The organism is Bacillus litorisediminis (genome assembly GCF_022808645.1).
GTDB lineage: Bacteria > Bacillota > Bacilli > Bacillales > JC228 > Bacillus_BF > Bacillus_BF litorisediminis.
Map to the genome: position 1 here is coordinate 1 of NZ_JAKZKT010000058.1, position 18893 is coordinate 18893.

The 18893-nt window shown below is 39.1% G+C and carries 21 protein-coding genes, 1 pseudogene and 1 riboswitch; of the genes and pseudogenes, 19 read left to right on the plus strand and 3 right to left on the minus strand.

Annotated features, from left to right (window positions below):
* From MLE14_RS19835 to MLE14_RS19850, 4 genes and pseudogenes are all read left to right on the plus strand, one after another.
* Positions 1-192, plus strand: a pseudogene (locus MLE14_RS19835) (group II intron reverse transcriptase/maturase); the annotation flags it as partial.
* Between the two features lie 320 nt (positions 193-512).
* A complete protein-coding gene (locus MLE14_RS19840) occupies positions 513-2045 on the plus strand; it encodes a maltose/glucose-specific PTS transporter subunit IIC (protein ID WP_243300165.1) in 1533 nt (510 codons plus the stop codon).
* Positions 2046-2077: 32 nt separating this feature from the next.
* A complete protein-coding gene (locus MLE14_RS19845) occupies positions 2078-2770 on the plus strand; it encodes an N-acetylmannosamine-6-phosphate 2-epimerase (protein ID WP_243300166.1) in 693 nt (230 codons plus the stop codon).
* A 133-nt stretch (positions 2771-2903) separates the two neighbouring features.
* Positions 2904-3743, plus strand: a complete 840-nt coding sequence (locus MLE14_RS19850) for a MurR/RpiR family transcriptional regulator (protein WP_243300167.1) — start codon at positions 2904-2906, stop codon at positions 3741-3743.
* A 119-nt stretch (positions 3744-3862) separates the two neighbouring features.
* Here MLE14_RS19850 and MLE14_RS19855 read toward each other — a convergent pair whose 3' ends face one another.
* Positions 3863-4780: a LysR family transcriptional regulator gene (locus MLE14_RS19855; RefSeq protein WP_243300168.1), complete on the minus strand. Its 918-nt coding sequence runs from the start codon at positions 4778-4780 to the stop codon at positions 3863-3865.
* A gap of 109 nt (positions 4781-4889) precedes the next feature.
* Between MLE14_RS19855 and MLE14_RS22640 the strand changes: the two genes are divergently transcribed.
* From MLE14_RS22640 to MLE14_RS19885, 8 genes are all read left to right on the plus strand, one after another.
* The gene (locus MLE14_RS22640) at positions 4890-5243 is read left to right on the plus strand and encodes an alcohol dehydrogenase catalytic domain-containing protein (protein WP_390629278.1); all 354 of its coding nucleotides are present in this window, start codon (positions 4890-4892) and stop codon (positions 5241-5243) included.
* Positions 5168-5635, plus strand: a complete 468-nt coding sequence (locus tag MLE14_RS22645) for a zinc-binding dehydrogenase (RefSeq protein ID WP_390629286.1) — start codon at positions 5168-5170, stop codon at positions 5633-5635. Before MLE14_RS22640 ends, MLE14_RS22645 begins: the two co-directional genes overlap by 76 nt.
* Complete coding sequence (locus MLE14_RS22650) at positions 5611-5931, plus strand: hypothetical protein (protein WP_313897790.1); 321 nt, start codon at positions 5611-5613, stop codon at positions 5929-5931. The genes MLE14_RS22645 and MLE14_RS22650 overlap by 25 nt, the downstream gene beginning before the upstream one ends.
* A gap of 29 nt (positions 5932-5960) precedes the next feature.
* Positions 5961-6731: an SDR family NAD(P)-dependent oxidoreductase gene (locus tag MLE14_RS19865; RefSeq protein WP_243300169.1), complete on the plus strand. Its 771-nt coding sequence runs from the start codon at positions 5961-5963 to the stop codon at positions 6729-6731.
* Between the two features lie 139 nt (positions 6732-6870).
* The gene (locus MLE14_RS19870; protein WP_243300170.1) at positions 6871-7620 is read left to right on the plus strand and encodes an SDR family NAD(P)-dependent oxidoreductase; all 750 of its coding nucleotides are present in this window, start codon (positions 6871-6873) and stop codon (positions 7618-7620) included.
* A gap of 445 nt (positions 7621-8065) precedes the next feature.
* Positions 8066-8545 carry a DinB family protein gene (locus MLE14_RS19875; protein WP_243300171.1) on the plus strand — a complete coding sequence of 160 codons (480 nt, stop codon included), beginning with the start codon at positions 8066-8068 and terminating at the stop codon, positions 8543-8545.
* 194 nt (positions 8546-8739) lie between these two features.
* Positions 8740-8841: riboswitch (purine riboswitch) on the plus strand.
* 75 nt (positions 8842-8916) lie between these two features.
* On the plus strand, positions 8917-9990 hold the full coding sequence (locus MLE14_RS19880; RefSeq protein ID WP_243300172.1) for an NCS2 family permease: 1074 nt from the start codon (positions 8917-8919) through the stop codon (positions 9988-9990).
* A 19-nt stretch (positions 9991-10009) separates the two neighbouring features.
* Positions 10010-10549, plus strand: a complete 540-nt coding sequence (locus MLE14_RS19885; protein WP_243300173.1) for a phosphoribosyltransferase family protein — start codon at positions 10010-10012, stop codon at positions 10547-10549.
* A gap of 84 nt (positions 10550-10633) precedes the next feature.
* Here MLE14_RS19885 and MLE14_RS19890 read toward each other — a convergent pair whose 3' ends face one another.
* On the minus strand, positions 10634-11266 hold the full coding sequence (locus MLE14_RS19890) for a TVP38/TMEM64 family protein (RefSeq protein WP_243300174.1): 633 nt from the start codon (positions 11264-11266) through the stop codon (positions 10634-10636).
* A 100-nt stretch (positions 11267-11366) separates the two neighbouring features.
* A complete protein-coding gene (locus MLE14_RS19895; protein WP_243300175.1) occupies positions 11367-12929 on the minus strand; it encodes an alkaline phosphatase family protein in 1563 nt (520 codons plus the stop codon).
* Between the two features lie 273 nt (positions 12930-13202).
* On the opposite strand from MLE14_RS19895, the gene MLE14_RS19900 reads away from it, so the two are divergent.
* From MLE14_RS19900 to MLE14_RS19930, 7 genes are all read left to right on the plus strand, one after another.
* Entirely contained in the window at positions 13203-13526 is a 324-nt protein-coding gene (locus MLE14_RS19900; protein WP_243300176.1) for a PadR family transcriptional regulator, read from the plus strand.
* The gene (locus MLE14_RS19905; protein WP_243300177.1) at positions 13519-14079 is read left to right on the plus strand and encodes an HAAS signaling domain-containing protein; all 561 of its coding nucleotides are present in this window, start codon (positions 13519-13521) and stop codon (positions 14077-14079) included. The genes MLE14_RS19900 and MLE14_RS19905 overlap by 8 nt, the downstream gene beginning before the upstream one ends.
* The gene (locus tag MLE14_RS19910; protein ID WP_243300178.1) at positions 14072-14866 is read left to right on the plus strand and encodes a DUF4097 family beta strand repeat-containing protein; all 795 of its coding nucleotides are present in this window, start codon (positions 14072-14074) and stop codon (positions 14864-14866) included. The genes MLE14_RS19905 and MLE14_RS19910 overlap by 8 nt, the downstream gene beginning before the upstream one ends.
* Positions 14867-14971: 105 nt before the next feature.
* Positions 14972-15349, plus strand: coding sequence for a DUF6220 domain-containing protein (locus MLE14_RS19915; protein WP_243300179.1), 378 nt, complete (start codon positions 14972-14974; stop codon positions 15347-15349).
* A gap of 144 nt (positions 15350-15493) precedes the next feature.
* Positions 15494-17512 carry a prolyl oligopeptidase family serine peptidase gene (locus tag MLE14_RS19920; RefSeq protein WP_243300180.1) on the plus strand — a complete coding sequence of 673 codons (2019 nt, stop codon included), beginning with the start codon at positions 15494-15496 and terminating at the stop codon, positions 17510-17512.
* Positions 17512-18120 (plus strand): hypothetical protein, encoded by a 609-nt coding sequence (locus MLE14_RS19925; RefSeq protein ID WP_243300181.1) that lies wholly within the window; start codon positions 17512-17514, stop codon positions 18118-18120. The genes MLE14_RS19920 and MLE14_RS19925 overlap by 1 nt, the downstream gene beginning before the upstream one ends.
* Before the next feature lie 181 nt (positions 18121-18301).
* Positions 18302-18697, plus strand: coding sequence for a VOC family protein (locus tag MLE14_RS19930; RefSeq protein WP_243300182.1), 396 nt, complete (start codon positions 18302-18304; stop codon positions 18695-18697).
* Positions 18698-18893: the final 196 nt, after the last annotated feature.

Below are 18893 nucleotides of genomic sequence, written 5' to 3' on the forward strand. Positions count from 1 at the left end.
ACGAGGATTAAAAGACTGATTACCTTAGGGGTTCCACCACATAAAGCATACGAATGGGGGAATTCTCGGAAGAAATACTGGAGAATCGCTTGTAGTCCAATCTTAAACAAAACCCTCCATAACTCCTATTGGAGAAATCGAGGGTTGAGAAGTCTAGCGGAACGATATGAATTTTTGCGTCAATCATCATAATTGAACCGCCGTATACCGAACGGTACGTACGGTGGTGTGAGAGGTCGGGGGTTAGTCACCCCCTCCTACTCGATTGCCCTGAGATACCAATGAAACAGAAGAACCGTCCCTCTGTTTCACCAATGAAACAGAAGAACCGTCCCTCTGTTTCACCTCTGTTTCATTTGAAAATGAAAGGATTTTCAACTGAGGAGCTATAATGGTGAAAACCATTGAAATCGTTTTCAGAGTCGTTGTATATCGGTGTTTGGGGATTTATGATACTAGTATAAGTTTAAACTTAGATATCTTGACATACATCATAAGGGAGGGAGTCTTCCATGAGAAAAGCTTTTGAAAAGGCGCAGCAATTTGGTAAGTCATTTATGCTGCCAATTGCGGTGCTGCCCGCAGCTGGTTTGTTATTAGGAATTGGTGGAGCGCTGTCTAATCCCAATACGGTTGCAGCCTATCCATTTCTAGATATCGCATTTCTTCAAGCTATTTTTACTATTATGAGTGCAGCAGGTAATATTGTATTTGCTAACTTGCCAATTATCTTTGCGGTGGGGGTTGCTATAGGACTAGCCCGTTCGGATAAAGGAACAGCAGGTTTAGCTGCGATGATTGGTTATTTTGTCATGAATAGTACCATTAATGCTTTGCTTTCTCTTACTGGCAAGCTAGCTGCTGAGAATTTAGCAGGTGCCGGACAGGGAATGGCAGTTGGTATTCAGACATTGGAAACCGGTGTATTTGGCGGTATTATTATCGGAATTGTAGCAGCTGTATTACACAATAAGTACAATAAAATTCAGCTGCCTCAAGTGTTAGGATTCTTTGGAGGTTCACGTTTCATTCCAATCGTTGTTTCCTTTGTGTCCATTTTTGTAGGAGCCATTCTTTTTGTCATTTGGCCTTACTTCCAGCAATTGATTAACCAGCTTGGAAATATTGTCACGATTACTGGTGAAATTGGAACTCTTTTCTATGGCTTTATCTTACGTATGCTTGGGCCACTTGGTCTGCATCATATTTTCTATCTTCCATTCTGGCAAACAGCGCTCGGCGGTACGATGGAGATCGGCGGAAAACTAATAAGCGGTACGCAGAACATTTTCTTTGCTCAATTAGCTGATCCTTCCACAGTGCAATATTACGAGGGTGTATCCAGATTTATGTCTGGTCGATTTATAACCATGATGTTTGGCTTACCAGGTGCAGCATTAGCGATTTATCATTGTTCTAAGAAGAAAAATAGAAAGCTCGTTGCAGGAATTCTGCTTTCAGCAGCTCTCACATCATTTTTAACTGGTATCACAGAACCGCTTGAATTTAGTTTCTTATTCGTAGCACCCCTACTTTATGTAGTGCATGCTGCTTTTGATGGACTTGCTTTTATGATGGCAGATATTTTCAACATCACAGTTGGACAGACCTTCTCAGGCGGATTTATTGATTTCATTTTATTTGGAATCCTGCAAGGTGTTGATAAAACAAATTGGCCATATGTAATCCTAGTGGGTATTCCTTGGTTCTTCCTATATTACTTTACATTCAGATATCTCATTAAGAAAAAGAATTACAAAGTAATCGGACGTGAAGATGAATATCAGGCTACTGAGCAAGTTTCTGCTACTGAGCGTGCTAAAACGGTTGTAGAAGGATTAGGCGGTGCCGAAAATATTGATATTGTTGATTGTTGCGCAACACGTCTGCGTGTAACGATTAAGGATGAGTCACTGGTGAAAGAGGATTTGCTGAAACAGACTGGATCCAGAGGTATTGTGAAAAAAGGGAATGGTGTCCAAATTATTTATGGACCACAAGTTACAATTGTGAAAAACGAAGTGGAAGAGTATTTAGGCAAATAATGAAGATTTCCTAAGTAAGGACGTGTTTTGAAATGCATCCAGTGTTAAAACAGCTAGAAAAAGGATTGATTGTATCCTGCCAGGCATTAGAGGGAGAACCACTGCACAGTTCCTTCATAATGGGACGTATGGCGTTGGCTGCCAAACAAGGCGGGGCCGTCGGAATTCGTGCGAACTCGGTTCCTGATATTTTAGAAATCAAAAAGCAAGTCGACCTTCCTGTGATCGGAATTATTAAGCAAGTTTACGAGGACCACCCTGTTTTTATTACGCCTACTATGAATGAAATCGATGCTTTAGCAGAGACAGGTGTAGAAATCATTGCGACTGACGCTACTAACCGTACTCGCCCAGATGGCTGTGATTTAGAATCATTTTATAAAAAAGTTCGGTCGAAGTATCCGAATTTATTGCTGATGGCAGATGTTTCTTCGGTTGAAGAAGCTATTATGGCCGATGAATTAGGATTTGATATTGTCGCGCCAACGCTTTACGGATATACAGAAGAAACAAACGGTTTGAAAATTGATGACCATAACTATGCAGTCATTAAACAAATCGTGAAAGAAGTGAAAAACGCAAAGGTGTTGGCGGAAGGAAATGTTTCAACGCCAGAGATTGCACGATCCGTGTTAGATATTAATGTTCATGCGGTAGTAGTGGGTGGAGCGATTACGAGACCCCAGCTGATAACAAAAAGATTTGTGGAAGCAATGCAAAAATAACGATTTAAAAATAACTCAGGTTACTCACCTGGGTTATTTTTTTTGAAAACTATTGGTATCATAGTTTTGGAATAATTAACTAAGAATAAGGTAAATACCGTGCTTACTTAAAGAGCAAGTGAGGAGCAAGATTATGGAGTATCTTGGCGAGAATCTGCTTCATGGGATTGAAAGCAGCATGGACAAGTTCACTAGCAGTGAGAAGGGATTAGCAAAATTAATTATTGAAAATCCAGATGAGGTTAGTCAGTTGTCGATTAATCAAATTGCTAAAAAGACTCATATTTCTCCTGCCACCGTCACGCGTTTTTGTCAAAAAATGACCTTCTCTGGATTTAATGAATTTAAACATGAATTAAAACGATATATCGACTTAAGAAACAAGCCAAGAACTACTAGCGACATTAAGGATATCGATTATTTTGCAAAATTATATCATAGTCATATAGAGCTAATAGAGACGACCTTTCAGAAAATAACTTATTTTGATATAAAGCAAGCGGTTTCTCTCCTAAACGACGCACAGAAAGTTCATGTTTATGGAATTGGTAACTCTGGGATTGCAGCCCAAGAATTTAAATGGAAGTTTTTTCGAATCGGCATAACTGTAGAGTCTATTACAGACCCCCACCTGGCCGTCATGGACGCAGCGTTAAGCTCAAAAAACAGCTTAGTGATCGGAATCTCCGTTTCAGGAAAAACAAAAGAGATCATAGATGCTGTGAAAATTGCCAAGAAACAGGGTGCAGTCATACTCGGCATAACCAGTGAAAAAAACTCTGAACTGGCTCAGTTATCGGATTTAACGCTTTTGGTGACGAGTAAAAATAGCATGCACATGGGGCAGAATATCTCCCCAACCTTACCGCTATTTTTAGTGTTTGATTTAATCTATACAGAACTAGTTGCGAAAGATTATATAAACCGAATACAAATCCGGGAAAAAACCCTAAAAGCGTTAACTGATATTTAGGAAACACGGGGACGGTTCTCTTGTTTCGTTTGTTAAACAACGAAACAAGAGAACCGTCCCTTTGTCTTTAATTTCGCAGGAGCGAATAACCATTAGAACCGTTCGTTGAGTGATCGTGATTATTTCATAACTCTATTCTTATTAAAATTTTTGTTCACTTCTTCAATATAAATTTTAGCTTCTTTGGACAGTTTATTATCATTCTTTTTAATCCAGCCAAACCGGAATGAAGTATCAAAAAAATCGGGAATGTCTAAACCAACCATCTGATAAGATGGATAGTTTGGGTTGAATCTGGCAGAAACATCGTGCCCGATTGTAATCGCACCAAGTTCTTTGATAACTTTATTAATCATATCAAGATTAGTGGTTTTGAAAAAAATATTTACTGGACCATATAGTCTTTGGAAATTGGCAATGAATTCATGGACATATTCATCTTTATATAGGACAAATAATTGTTCTTTTAACGAATCTGTTGTGATTCCTTCTTTGTTGCTGGCTAAATGCGAGTCTTTCGAAGCAAACACCATAATTTTTCCGCTTAAAACGGGGGTAAAATCAAGCTCATTGATTAGTTCCATATTTGCTTTATTAATGGCGATAAATCCAATATCGATATGATCCTTTTTTACATCCTCAATAATTTCGAAGCTTCCTTTTTCATTTACCTCAATGTTTAAGCTAGTCTTGTTATTTTTAAATAGCAGATAAGTATCGATAATGGGTTCTGTCAATCCGGGAATCGTTGATATTCTAAGCAATTCATTTAAATTATTATTTTGATTGCGTGCCTCTTCTTTTATTTGAAAAATGGCATGTAAAGCATTTTGTGCTTTTTCGATTATTTTATCTCCTTCTTTTGTAGTTACGGCTCCCGTTCTATTACGGTCAAATATTTTTAAATTGAGTTCAGACTCTAATCGAGTTATCGCCTGACTTAGTGCTGACTGGCTAATATTTAAAGTTTTTGCTGCTTTTGCTAATGATTTTGTATGGGCTACTTCAATAATATAGGTTAATTGCTCAATGTTCATATCGATCAATCCTTAAGTAAAAGTTAATATATATTAAATTATATTAACTTTGGTTAAATAACTCAAATTGATATAATAGGATTAAAGACATATAAAGGGAGATGAATAAATGAAAGCAGCGGTTTGGCACAACATAGAAGATGTTCGTATAGAAGAGATACAAGAGCCTGCAGTTGCAGCAGGTCAAGTTAAAGTCAAAGTAGAGTGGGGAGGAATTTGCGGGAGTGACCTTCACGCTTATTCACATGGATTATCTTTGGAAGCGCATCCAATAAGCGGACAAAAACCGCCACTTACGCTTGGACATGAATTTTCTGGAACCATTGTCGAGGTGGCTGATGATGTCAAAAGCCATCAAGTTGGTGAAAGAGTTGCCATTGACCTCTTATTTATTGTGGTGAATGTTACGCTTGTAAACGAGGATTTTATAACCAATGCAGCAAGGTTGGATTTGTCGGATTAAATCGTGATGGCGGTTTTGCTGAATATGCAACTGTGGATGAACATATGGTGCATGTATTGCCAGAAAATGTGTCCTTCGAGGAAGGGGCATTAGTGGAGCCAACAGCTGTTTCTTTCTATGCAGTAAGAGAAAGTAAATTAAAGCCAGGGGACTCTGTCGCTATTTTTGGTGCCGGACCTATAGGCTTATTGACCCTATTATCAGCGAAAGCTGCGGGAGCAGCACAAATTATTGTAGTCGATTTATCTAAAGAGCGTCTTGAAAAGGCGAAGGAATTAGGAGCAACGACTATTATTGATGGAATGCGCGATGATATAGTTGAAACCATTCTCCAATTGACAAATGGCGGCGTTAGTGTGGCATATGAATGTGCGGGGCACAGCCTACGATAACAAGTGCAGTGGCTTCAGTCAGACAAGGCGGACAAGTAATGGCAATTGCTGTTTTTGCTAAACCTGTTGCGATTGATATGGGCCAGTTATTGTATAAGGCGGCTGATATCACTTCAACCCTTGCATACCGACATGTTTTCCCTGAGGTCATTGAAATGATGGCTACCGGAAGACTGGACGTAAAACCGGTGATCACAAAGAAAATTGATCTTCAAGATATTGTAGAAGAAGGATTTAACCAATTAATCAATGATAAGAAACAAGCAAAAATCTTAGTAAGACCGGCAAGTAATTAATCGATTCTTTATTTCAAGGAGGATGACTAATGGCTGATTTTTCTGGGAAAGTAGCGATTGTAACTGGTGGAGCATCAGGAATTGGGTATGCGATTGTTGAGCGCTTATTAAAAGCTGGCGCTAAAGTAGCGGTTGCTGATCTAAACAGCGATAAATTAAAAGAAATGGAACAAACACATAAGGGTGATTTAATCGGGTGTGTTACCAATGTAACAAAAGAAGCCGACATCGAAGCTTTAGTCCAAAAAACCGTTGAAACATTTGGCGGACTTGACTTCGGATTTAATGTTGCAGGTGCTTCGAGAGCAGGTGCAATTACTGAGCAAAGTGAGGAGGACTGGGATTTTACAGTAGATTTATGCTTAAAAGGTGTATTTTTATCTGTGAAACATGAAGCAAAATATATGAAGGAACATGGCGGAGGAGCCATTGTAAACGTTGCTTCATTAAATGCCCATGTACCAATGTTCTATGGCGCTGCATACTCATCAGCCAAAGCTGGAGTTGAAATGTTAACTAAAAATGCAGCTTTAGAATTGGCACAATATAATATTCGGGTTAATGCCATTTTACCGGGATTAGTTGCAACTCCATTAACAAGCGGATTAACGAATGTTGAAGCCATCAATGAAGCCTATATGGAACGTATACCTATGAGACGGGCAGCACAGCCAGATGAAATGGCAGGACCGGCTTTGTTTTTAGTTAGCGATGATGCTTCCTATGTAAATGGTGCAAGCCTAATAGTAGATGGGGCTTGGGCTGTAAGCGGTTATCCAGATCTAAGCAAATTTATGTAAATGATGGTGACGGTTCTCGTGTTTCGTTTGTTTTGCGAAACACGAGAACCGTCCCTCTGTTTCTTTTGCTGCGTTATCGGAAAGTATAAAGTGGAGAACAATTATTTTCATTAGTATGTAAGTATTAGGAGGAATTATGATGGCAGAACGTTTTAGAAATAAGACAGTTATCGTAACAGGTGGAGCAAGCGGAATTGGTGAAGCGGCAGCGAGGCTTTTTGCCAGCGAAGGCGGTAAGGTCGTTATCTCCGATATGTCTGAAAAGGGGAAAGACTTATCAGATTCACTCAATAGTGAAGGCTATGAAACCACCTTTATCAAAACGGATGTAACCAATGAAGAGGATGTCAAACATTTGGTCAACTCAACCGTTGAGAAATATGGAAGTTTTGACGTTCTTTTCGCAAATGCAGGAATTGGCGGTATGTCGCTCGTACATGAAACGGATTTTTCCGCATGGAAGAAGATCATTGACGTAAACTTACACGGTGTTTTCTTATGTAACAAATATGCCATCGCTCAGATGTTAAAACAGGAGACTGGCGGTGCGATTGTTAATAATGATTCCATCCATGGTGTTGTTGGAAAAGCAGGAGTTGGAGCCTATAGTGCCGCTAAGGGCGGCGTGAAATTGCTGACACAATCAGCAACTGCTGAATACGCTTCTAAAGGCATACGGATTAATAATGTAAATCCAGGTTATATTGATACTCCATTACTCGCGGATCTGCCAGAAGAAATGAGACAGGAATTAATTAGACTGCATCCGATTGGCCGTTTAGGAAAACCGGAAGAAGTGGCAAAAGCCGTTGCCTTCCTTGCAAGCGATGATGCATCGTTTATTACAGGGGCAAGTCTCCTAGTTGATGGAGGTTACACATCCGTATAATCTTTCATTGACGTAAACATTACTTAAAAGAAAGATAGGAGATCTGAACTATTCCCCGAATTACGGACACTGATAAAAAAGTGCCCCTTATTCGGGGTTTTTTGTGTTTCAATAGACTTTCAGGAGAACGTACGGGAGGATTACTAGGAGTAAAAATATTTATATTCATTTTCAGATAAAAGAACTTGAGTAGGAGTATTGTCCAATTGAAACCTTGCTAATCTTGATCAAATCCCAGTAATGCACGGTTTAAAGTATGCTGATCTCCTGTGAAAATTGCAAAGTGCCAGTGCTGCTTGGGCTGGGGCCAGTTGCGATGATCGTTAGAAGAGGAAAATGACATAGATTTAGAGTTTTACAGTTGAATAGATAGGGGGAAGAACAATTCAAAAATTAGACAATGATTCGATGAAAAATTTATAATTAGTTTAAAAGGAGTGATACCATGTACAGAACGGTTAATGACTTTTTAATGGATTGGTCACGGGCATCAAGCGGTACCATACAAGTATTAGAGTCTTTAACAGATGAGAAATTAGATCAGGCCATTGTGGAAGGACATAGCACACTGGGCTGGTTAGGATGGCATTTGGTAACAGCTGTTCCGTTTTTTGCGGGACAAGCAGGTTTGAATGTATCCGTTCCAGGTGACGTGAGCGCAGTTCCTGACAAGGCAAGCACGATTCTCGACGCTTATCAAAAGGTTTCTGAGGAATTAGTAAAAGAAGCTGAAGCGAAATTAACTGATGATAGCATTATTGAGAGTGTTGAGTCTTTTGGCCAGTTAACGCCAAGAGGAGCGACTTTAAGATTGTGCATCGATCATCAGACTCATCATCGCGGGCAAATGACCGTGCTGCTTCGCCAGGCTGGATTAAATGTGCCAGGTATTCTGGGTCCAACAAAAGAACAACAAATGAAGTAAATTACATAAAAAAAATGCTCACAACTGATTATTAATCAATGTTTGTGAGCATTTTTGTTTTTTACGCGGCCAATGATTCAATTCCCATGAAGTCACATTTTTACAATGTTTGTATTTTGTCTTTTTTTTAAAACGCTTTCAATATATATTTTTAAATTCTTATTCAAAATACGAACATTTTGCATTATAATTAGATTATTGTTCGATATATACCCCGTATAATCCCGGTAATATGGACTGGGAGTCTCTACAGAGTGACCGTAAATCACTCTACTATGGACGGTAATTCTGTTAATAGGAACCGTTCAGTTTATGCTGGGCGGTTTTTTTCCATATAGAGGCAGCATGAGGGGAAGAAAGGGAGAAGAGATATGGAAGATATAGTAAAAGACATACTGGCAGCATTGAGTGTTGTACTGAACGGATTACCTCAGGGGTTACTCGCCCTTTCATTCGGGTTTGCCTCCGTACCGACCGCACTTGCCTTTATGGTTGGGGCAGTGGGGAATAGCTTAACCAGCAATGTAGCCGTAGTTTCGTTTCAGGCAGAAACGATTGCCGTTGCGGGAACGATGGGCAAAAATATGCGCGACCGGCTGTCTTCAATTTTCTTTGGTGCTTTAATATTAGTCATTATCAGTTTATTTGGCTTAATGGAACAAATTGTTGAATGGATTGGACCAGTCATTACGAATGGGATGATGGCCGGAGTCGGATTCATGCTGGCAAAGGTCGCATGGGATATGGCAAAGAATGACCGGATTATTGGGGTAACTTCTTTTGCCAGTGCCTTATTGACCTATATCATTACGAAGGATTTAGTGTATACCATTACGATTTCGGTGATCCTTTCAAGCATAGTCTATAATTTTATTAAAAAAGAAAATGATACGGTTTCTAAAAACCTCATAGAAGATAAGTTTAAATTACAGAAATTTGTGATTAATCCTGCAGTTATTCGCGGAGCATTAGCGCTGGTTTGTTTAAATATCGGCGCGAATATTGCGTTTGGAAAAATCAATGGTGAGATTGCCGGTGAGGACGTAAATATTGACACACTCACGATTATCAGCAGTTTAGCTGACATGGCTTCTTCCTTATTTGGCGGAGGACCGGTAGAAGTCATTATTTCAGCAACTGCATCTGCCCCTCATGCAGTTTGGGCAGGAGTTTTAACGATGGCGATCATGGCTGGAATCTTGTTCTTTAAACTTTTACCGAAAATCGGAAAATACGTGCCGAGTTCTTCTATTGCCGGTTTCCTTTTTGTACTAGGTGCCATTGTTACACTGCCTGGGAATGCAACAGCTGCTCTAACCGCTGCAGAGCCGGGTTCGCCAATTGTTGCCGCTGTCACCATCATCGTTACTGCCCTGGCCGATCCATTCTTTGGGTTATTAGCAGGGGTCGCAATGGAATTTTTACTAGGAATCTTTGGAGTTTAAGAATAAGGGGAGTGTCATTTTGGAAACTTATCCATTAATCGTTGCAGGAATCAAAAGAGAGCTGCCGATTATACCTATTTCGGACCAATTAAAAATCGCGAGTTTTGTTATTCTGGGTGATACAGAAATCGTTTCAGCGGCCGCTCCATTGCTGGCAGAAAAATTAACAGAGGTCGATTATTTAGTTACGGCAGAAGCCAAAGGTATTCCGTTAGTGTATGAATTGTCCAAGCAATTAAATATGAAACAATATATTGTTGCCCGTAAAAGTGTGAAACCATATATGGAAGAGCCTTTAGTCAATCAAGTCGTTTCCATTACAACACAAAAAGAGCAATTGCTATGTTTGGATGGAAAAGATGCGGATGCGATAAAAGGCAAAAGGGTTGCTTTAATTGACGATGTGATTAGTACCGGGGAATCTATTAAAGCATTAGAAGAATTAGTAACAAAAGCTGGCGGCATTGTTGCGGCCAAAGCTGCTATCCTGGCAGAAGGCGATGCAGCAGAGCGGAATGACATTCTATTTTTAGAGAAATTACCTGTTTTTACAGTTTAAGAAATCATGGGGACGGTTCTCGCGTTTCATTCGTTTCGCGAAACGAATGAAACACGAGAACCGTCCCTTTGTCTCACCTTTGTCTCATAGAACAACTTTTGACTTTTGCTTAACCCATCTGCGGTAAATCAGCCAAATGACTAAAACAAATCCTAAGTATAAAGAAAGGCCATACATAAAGGTTTGAACTGAAGTAAATAACTGATTTCCTAAAAAGGCATAAACAATCATCGAAGGAATTTCTCCGATGGCAGTTGCCAAGAAATATACTTTAAATGGCATGGAGCTTAGCCCGGAACCAATGTTGATGACGGGAGCAGGGACTATAAAAATCAATCGTGCAAACAATACCGTAATAAAACTATTCTTATTTACGATATCGTTCCACTTTTGATAGCTTTTAAAGCGACTGATATATTGTTTGAACCCATAAACAAAAAAATAACGTGCCAGTAAAAAAAAGATCACCGCAGCCCCTACATTACCGAACCAGTTAATAAGACCGCCAATCCAAACTCCATATTTCACTCCCATCATTCCGGCAAATATGGTAAACGGGACAATAGGAATCACACTAAATAGAACCGAAAGAAAAAACATAAGTGGAAGCTGTGAAAAATCACTATTTCGAAGCCAGTCTAATAAATACTCTCTATAATAAAAGGCAGTTAAAAAGATCAATCCATATATTAATAAAAACAACAATACTTTTCTCATTCATATACCGCCCTATACTAAAAACTCGATTGGAATTATGGGGACGGTTCTTCTGTTTCATTTGTTTGGGAATGAAACAGAAGAACCGTCCCTCTGTTTCTCATTGCAAAAGATCTAAAATCCATTTTTTTAAATCAACCATACGCAAGTCATCTATGCTTTTATTGGTTCCGGTTACGATAATGGGTGTAAGAGAATCATCTTTATGCAACGACCCATGAGCGCCTCCACCTGTATGTTGAGGAGAGCTTTCTCCAATAAATTCATAACCTGGTTTAGCATCCACGATTAAAAAATCTCCTTTTTGTGAATGCATGGCACCATATAGTCTGGCTAATCCATCGGGATAATCTCCGTATTGAATGTGATTTTGGCTAATTGTCAGATCAAGAATCGAATGATTTCCTTTGATAGACCAACTCTGATTATAAACATCTTTCAAATCACCATTGCGTTTAAATTGAAAAACCCCGTCATGATCACCTGATAATACTTGAATCATGCCGTTTTCTTTCCATGCAATCCATGCGATACGCTCATCTTTTTGCAGCTTACTAATGATATCTTGCAGAGAAATATCGTCACTGAGCTTGTATACATATGCCATTCGCTCATTGGCTGTAATAACAAGTTCATCTTCCTTACTAACAGACTCATTAAGCTTTAATATATGGTAGTCCGATAAAACTTCTCTTAAATCAATTAATCCTTTCTCTTTATCTTCTTTAACGGCGGACTGCTGGCTATCCCCAATAATCATCCAAATCCTATGATCAAGAGCATTCCTCCAATTTGGAAATACATTTAATACTTCCTGCAGTTGTTTATCAGCTTCTTCAATCCCTTCAGTTGTCATTGGCCCTTTTTTATGCACGACGTTATCATTTCCAGGAAAGTACAGGATCGTAAATTCAGGGAGAGTGTCATTCTCCAAAAGATATTTTAATTCTTGAGCTGAAAATGCATCATTAATTCCTAGCTTGTTCATTAAATGTAAATTATGTTCGTCTTGACGAATAAAAGCACCCAATGACAATATCTTTGGGCCAAAGGTATTGTATTGATCCGGTAAACCAGTTGTTTTCGCTATAAGGTTTGGAATCTTAAGAGTGTGTTCATAATTTCCGCGGTAAATGATCGAGTTAATGGCAGCTGTAACTTTCCCTCTTTTATCTAATTCTTCATGAATCGTTTCTACATGAGGGCTAAGATCTATATTATTAAATTGGTATAAGGCATCTTCTGCATATTGAGTGGCCCCGGTCTTTAAAATTTCCATCCAGCCATTACCGTAATTGACAATCCGCTGTTCACCTTCGTCATACCATACAAGACCCGGGATTTTATGTTTGTCAGGGTAAGTACCTGTTATTAAAGTGCTATCAATTGTAACTGACATGGTAGGATAGGAACTGACCAGGTTTTTACTATATTGGCCATGATGTAAAAAAAATGCGAGGGCGGGAGCTTTATTTTCTTGGATTGCTTTTTTTAAAGGTTGATCCATTAATGAATCAATGATGACAAGAACAATTTTTGGTGAGGTTTGGTTCTTCGTCTGAATCGCAATAGGACGAACTTGCTCTTCATTATGATCACTATGAAGAGAACAGCTCGTTAACAGGATGGAGAGGCATACTATAAAAATCGAGCGAAATTGCATAATCATTTCACCTTCGAGATTATCATTTTTATTCTTGAATAGTCTTCACGATTTCTTTAATTTCTATGTGGAACATGGGGACGGTTCTTGTGTTTCATTCGTTTCGCGAAACGAATGAAACACAAGAACCGTCCCTTTGTATCAAAATGGGCGTAATGAAATTTATTCAGTACCTTGCAATATACAATACTGTGTGATATATTTTTTATCGCAAGGTATTTTATTATTACAGTACTGTTTAATATATAGTAGTTAAAATGAGGTGAACCTGCATTGAACATCCAATTTAAAAAAGGAGCTTTAGAGTTATGCGTACTTGCATTACTTAATAAGCAAGATCGTTATGGGTATGAACTGGTGCAAAAAATTTCAGATCAGATCGATATTTCCGAAGGTACCGTGTACCCCTTATTAAGGAGACTAAAAAATGAGGACTATTTAACCACTTACCTACAAGAGTCAACCGAGGGTCCTCCCCGAAAATATTATAGGCTCAGTGAAAAAGGCAGAGATCATCTTCACATTCTGATGGAAGAGTGGCAGCAGTTTTCAGATGGAGTCAATCAGATCATAAAGGAAGGTGTTAATCATGAATAAAGAACAGTTCTTGAAGAGTTTAGAGAAAGGATTAAAGAGGCTCTCTCAAGAGGAACGAGAAGACATTATTCGAGATTTTCAAGAGCATTTTCTCATTGGTGCAGAGGAAGGACAATCCGAAGAAGAAATCTCCAAATCTCTGGGATCACCGCAACAGATTGCCAAAGAGCTGCTGGCAACGCATCATCTAGAAAAAGTACAGGAGACTGCAACGGCAGGCAACATACTTCGGGCGGTATGGGCGGTCATTGGATTAAGTTTTTTCAATTTAGTCATTGTGCTAGGACCGTTTATTGCATTAGCAGCACTCATTATTGCAGGTTGGGCAGTAGGGCTTTCCTTTATCGTTTCTCCTATTTTGGTTCTGATTAACGCAGCAGTCCACCCGGCGTCCTTTGCGTTTTTTGAATTATTCTTGTCAATTGCCCTTTCTGGCCTTGGACTTTTTATTACAATTGGAATGCTATTTGTAACACGCGGATTAATTAATCTTTTTGTTCGCTATCTAAAATACAATGCAAATCTAGTAAAAGGCGGTATGAAGAATGAATAGAATTAAACAAATTTCAGTTATTGCGTTGCTGCTCTTATTGGTTGGAGCAGGCGGAAGTTTAGTCACTTTCAATTTTATAGATAACTCGACCGATTCTGTAGAGCAAGAAATGGATGCAAAAAACATTACAAATATTGAAATAAGTGCACACAATGAACGGGTCGAACTTATCTCTACAAATGATCAAGCAATTAAAGTGGAACTCACTGGCAAAAGAACGAGAAATTTAGAAGATAGACTAGAAGTAGATAGTTATGGAGATACACTGACCATCGAAACAGAGGAGGAGAGAAAATTATTCAACATTAACTTTTTTGGAGAATCTCGTGAGTTAACCATTTATTTGCCAGCAAAGGATTATGAGTTACTGCAAGTGGGCATTGAAAATGGCAGTTTACAAGCTAGTAATCTAAATATTAAGGAAATACACACCGAAACTGACAACGGACATGTGGAGATGGACGATATGACCGCAAACGACGTTCAAATCTATATAAATAATGGGAAAGTAGATTTAGATGGTGTGCAAGGAAATATCAGCGGAGAAACAAACAATGGATCCTTTTCTCTGACCACAAGTAATTTAGACCGCAATATTGAGTGGGAAGCAAATAACGGGAAAATCGAAATTGAAACAGAAAAAGAGCCAACCAATGCAACATTAGATCTCAAAACAACCAATGGAAAAGCGACTGTCTTTGGCAACTCTAATTGGGATAGCGTAGTGGGCAATGGGGATCATCTGATCAAATTAACCACTAAGAATGGAAGCATAAGCATTGAATGAAACATGGGGACGGTTCTCGTGTTTCATTCGTTTCGCGAAACAAATGAAACACAAGAACCGTCCCTCCGTGTCACGTGTCAAATATAGATAAGGGAGGAGAAAACAATGGAAAAATCGGGAAGATTTCTGTTTTGGAGTAAAGCTTTCTTCTATGTGGCAGGGCTTTTTGTAGTATCCGTTGCAGTTCAAGTTTTTCTGGCGGGATTTGCTATTTTCATTGATCCTGTCAAATGGCAGACACATGTTATCTTTGTTAGGGTGATAGAATTTCTGCCGATCATTATGCTCGCCATCAGTTTTATGGGGAAGCTGCCCACCATATTGCGCTGGCTGAGTCTCGGCTTATTTGCTCTGATAATGTTGATGTATGCCACCGCTCACATACCAAATGCAGGTGCCTTTCATCCTGTTATCGCCCTAATTATGTTTTGGCTCTCCACCGTTGTTGTTCAAAAGGCTTGGCAAACGGCATATAAAAAATGATTCAGGGATTCAGGGGGACGGTTCTCCTGTTTCATTCGTTTCGCGAAACGAATGAAACAAGAGAACCGTCCCTTTGTTTCAAATAAAGGTTTTTCGCTTCGATTGTCGAAATATATATAGCAGATACAAAAGGGAGGTACATAAATGACAGTGATTTACAAAAGTAATATAGTAGAAGATTTTCACGGAACGAAAGTGGCGGACCCTTATCGTTGGCTAGAAGACCCAAATTGTGAAGAAGCAAAACAATGGACACAGGAAATAAAGGAAAAATGCGACGCTTATTTTCAAGACACCATATCCAGAGAAGAAGACAAGGCGAGACTTACGGAATTATGGAACTACCCCAAATATTTTGTTCCAAAAAGAGTGAAGAACCGGCTGTTTTACCTAAAAAATGACGGTTTACAAAACCAGGCTGTTTTATATAAGAAAGAAGGAGAAAAGGAATCTATCTTAATTGATCCAAACCTATTAAGTGATGATGGTACTGTCGCCATGACAAACTACTCAATCAGTGGCGATGGCAGATATATTGCCTATTCCACTTCTATACATGGAAGTGACTGGCAGGAAATTTTTGTGAGAGACATAGACAGCGGAAAGGATTTAGACGATCTCATTAAGTGGGCTAGGTTCACCCCTATAGCATGGGCACCTGATCACTCCGGTTTTTTCTATAGTCGTTTTCCTGAACCAGGGACTGTAAATGAAGAAGATCAAGGGAATTTTAATAAGGTATACTTTCATAAATTAGGTACGAGCCAAGATCAAGATCAGCTTATTTATGAGCATCCAAACAAGGAACTCATGTTTGCACCTTTTATTACCCATGATGATCAATATATTTGTCTCGTGGTAAGGCATGGGACAGCCGCACAAAATCGATTCTATCTAAAAAAGCTGGATTCCGCAGGTGAATTTATACATTTATTAGATGAACAAGATGGTGAGTACACGTATATTCATAATAAAGGTTCATTATTTTATTTTAAAACAAACTTACATGCTCCACGGGGGCGAATCATTGCGGTTGATATTGAAAATCCTTCACGTGACCATTGGAAAGAAATAGTATGCGAGCAAGAGGATACCATGCATGCGATTGAGTTTATTAACGGACAATTTGTTATCGCATTTTTACATGACGCTCATCACCAAATTCACTTATACAAAGAAGATGGAAGCCATCATAAAGAAATAATAATTCCATTGATGGGTTCAATGACTGAATTATATGGTAAACACAATGAAACCGAAATGTTCTTCGGCATGACTTCTTTCTTAAGTCCAACCGTTGTGTATCAATATGATTTTATTACTGATAAGCTTCAAGTGTTTGCTCAATCGGAATTAAAAGTTGATACATCTCAATTTGCAACGGAACAGGTTTTCTATTCATCAAAAGATGGCACAAAAGTGCCTATGTTTGTTACAAAGAAAAAAGATCTTCCATTAAACGGGGAAAACCCTGTTATATTGTATGGATATGGGGGCTTTAATGTTAGTTTGACACCTTCCTTCAATCCTGCAATTTTACGCTGGCTTGAAAAAGGCGGAATCTATGCTGTAGCCAACTTGCGGGGCGGTTCAGAATATGGTGAAGAATGGCATACAGCGGGAATGTTAGAAAATAAACAAAATGTGTTCGACGATTTTATTTCGGCTGGAGAATTCTTGATAGAAAATAATTACACCAATAAAAATAAACTATCCATTATGGGCGGATCGAATGGCGGACTTCTCGTAGCGGCATGTATGGTTCAGCGTCCCGATCTTTTTGGAGCAGTTATTTGTCGCGTTCCAGTCATTGATATGCTGCGTTATCATAAATTTACGATTGGGCGCTTCTGGATTTCGGAATACGGATGTGCTGAAAATGCCGAACAGTTTCAGTTTCTATATAAATACTCGCCATTACATAATATTAAAGAAGGAGAAAAATACCCGCCAGTACTGATTGCGACAGCTGAAAGTGACGATCGGGTTGTACCTGCTCATGCCAAGAAATTTGCCGCTACATTATTGGAAAAGGCACATAAGGACACAACGATTATTTTGCGTTTAGAAGCAAAAGCAGGACATGGCTTAGGTAAGCCGACATCCAAACTGATTGAAGAGTGGGTTGACTTCTACGCATTTTTAGAAAAAGAGTTAATATAATGAAACATGGGGACGGTTCTTGTGTTCATTCGTTTCGCAAAACGAATGAACACAAGAACCGTCCCTCTGCTCCATACTTTTTTCGGGGGGCGAAAATCATTAAGAAGCGGTTAGTAGCTTTTGGTATGTTGGTCGTGGTTCTGAGTGGTTTGGTTGTATTTAATCTTTTGGGTGATGACAAAGAGACTGTAAATGGGCCGAATACAGGACATAACACACAGGATCCGGCATATAGAGGAGACCCGTCAGAAGCAGCCCGCTCAGAAGAAATCGCCGCATACATATCAAGAACGCATGATTTTTGGAACAGGAAATTAGGCTGGGGTCGTTATAAGGCATATGATTTTAATGAATTTTATAGGAATTATGAAATGTATACCGGGGAACTCAATCAAATGATTGAAGTAAGTGAAGACGAATATTTAAAACATGATTTAACCCAAGCCAAAGAATATTTAGAAGACGCCAAGACGGATGAAGATATCCAATCATTAATCTATGTTCATAGGATCTTCCATGAATTGGACGTTTTTTACAACGGCTATGATTCCGAACAATATTGGGGAATATCGGAATATGCAAAAAATAATAATCGCAATCGTAATTGACCAGGTTTTTGAAACATGGGGACGGTTCTCGTGTTTCATTTGTTTTGTGAAACAAATGAAACACAAGAACCGTCCCTTCGTTTAAAGGTATTGCAATTATTTTGTAGAAATAGTAGTTAGTGACAAATACATATCTGAGATTCAACAACATCAAAAAATGATGAAAAATGAGGAGGAAATCATGGGAAGACCAGTACATTTTGAAATCCATGTGGATGACATGGAGCGGGCAAAGAAGTTTTATGGTGAAGTATTTGGATGGACATTTGAAGATTGGAGTGAATATGCAGGAATGCCTTATTTTGGGGCAGTAACTGGCGATGCAACTCAGCCAGGTATTCACGGAGCTTTGATGCAACGTCAAAGTGCTCTTCCAGAGCCAAATCAGGCCATCAATGGCTATGTCTGTACAATGGGCGTGGAAGATTACGATTCTACTGAGGCAAAGATTTTGAATAATGGCGGCAAGGTGGCATTGCCTAAATATGCTCTGCCTGGAATGGCGTGGCAGGGATATTATGTTGATACCGAAGGAAATGTATTTGGCATACATCAGCCAGATGAGAATGCCAAATAAACTCTTATAATTGCGCGGAGTAAAGATAAAGACCCGACTTTGGATATGTTTCAAAGCCGGGTCTTCATTTGGTGCGCCCGGCATGGGCTATAACTTGGTGGTGAAAGTCCACTACAGGCTTGGCAGTAGGAACTGTTAGCTAAAGGCAAGGGTGTCCATCGTGAGGTGGAATCTGAAGGAAGCCGGAGGCAAAATC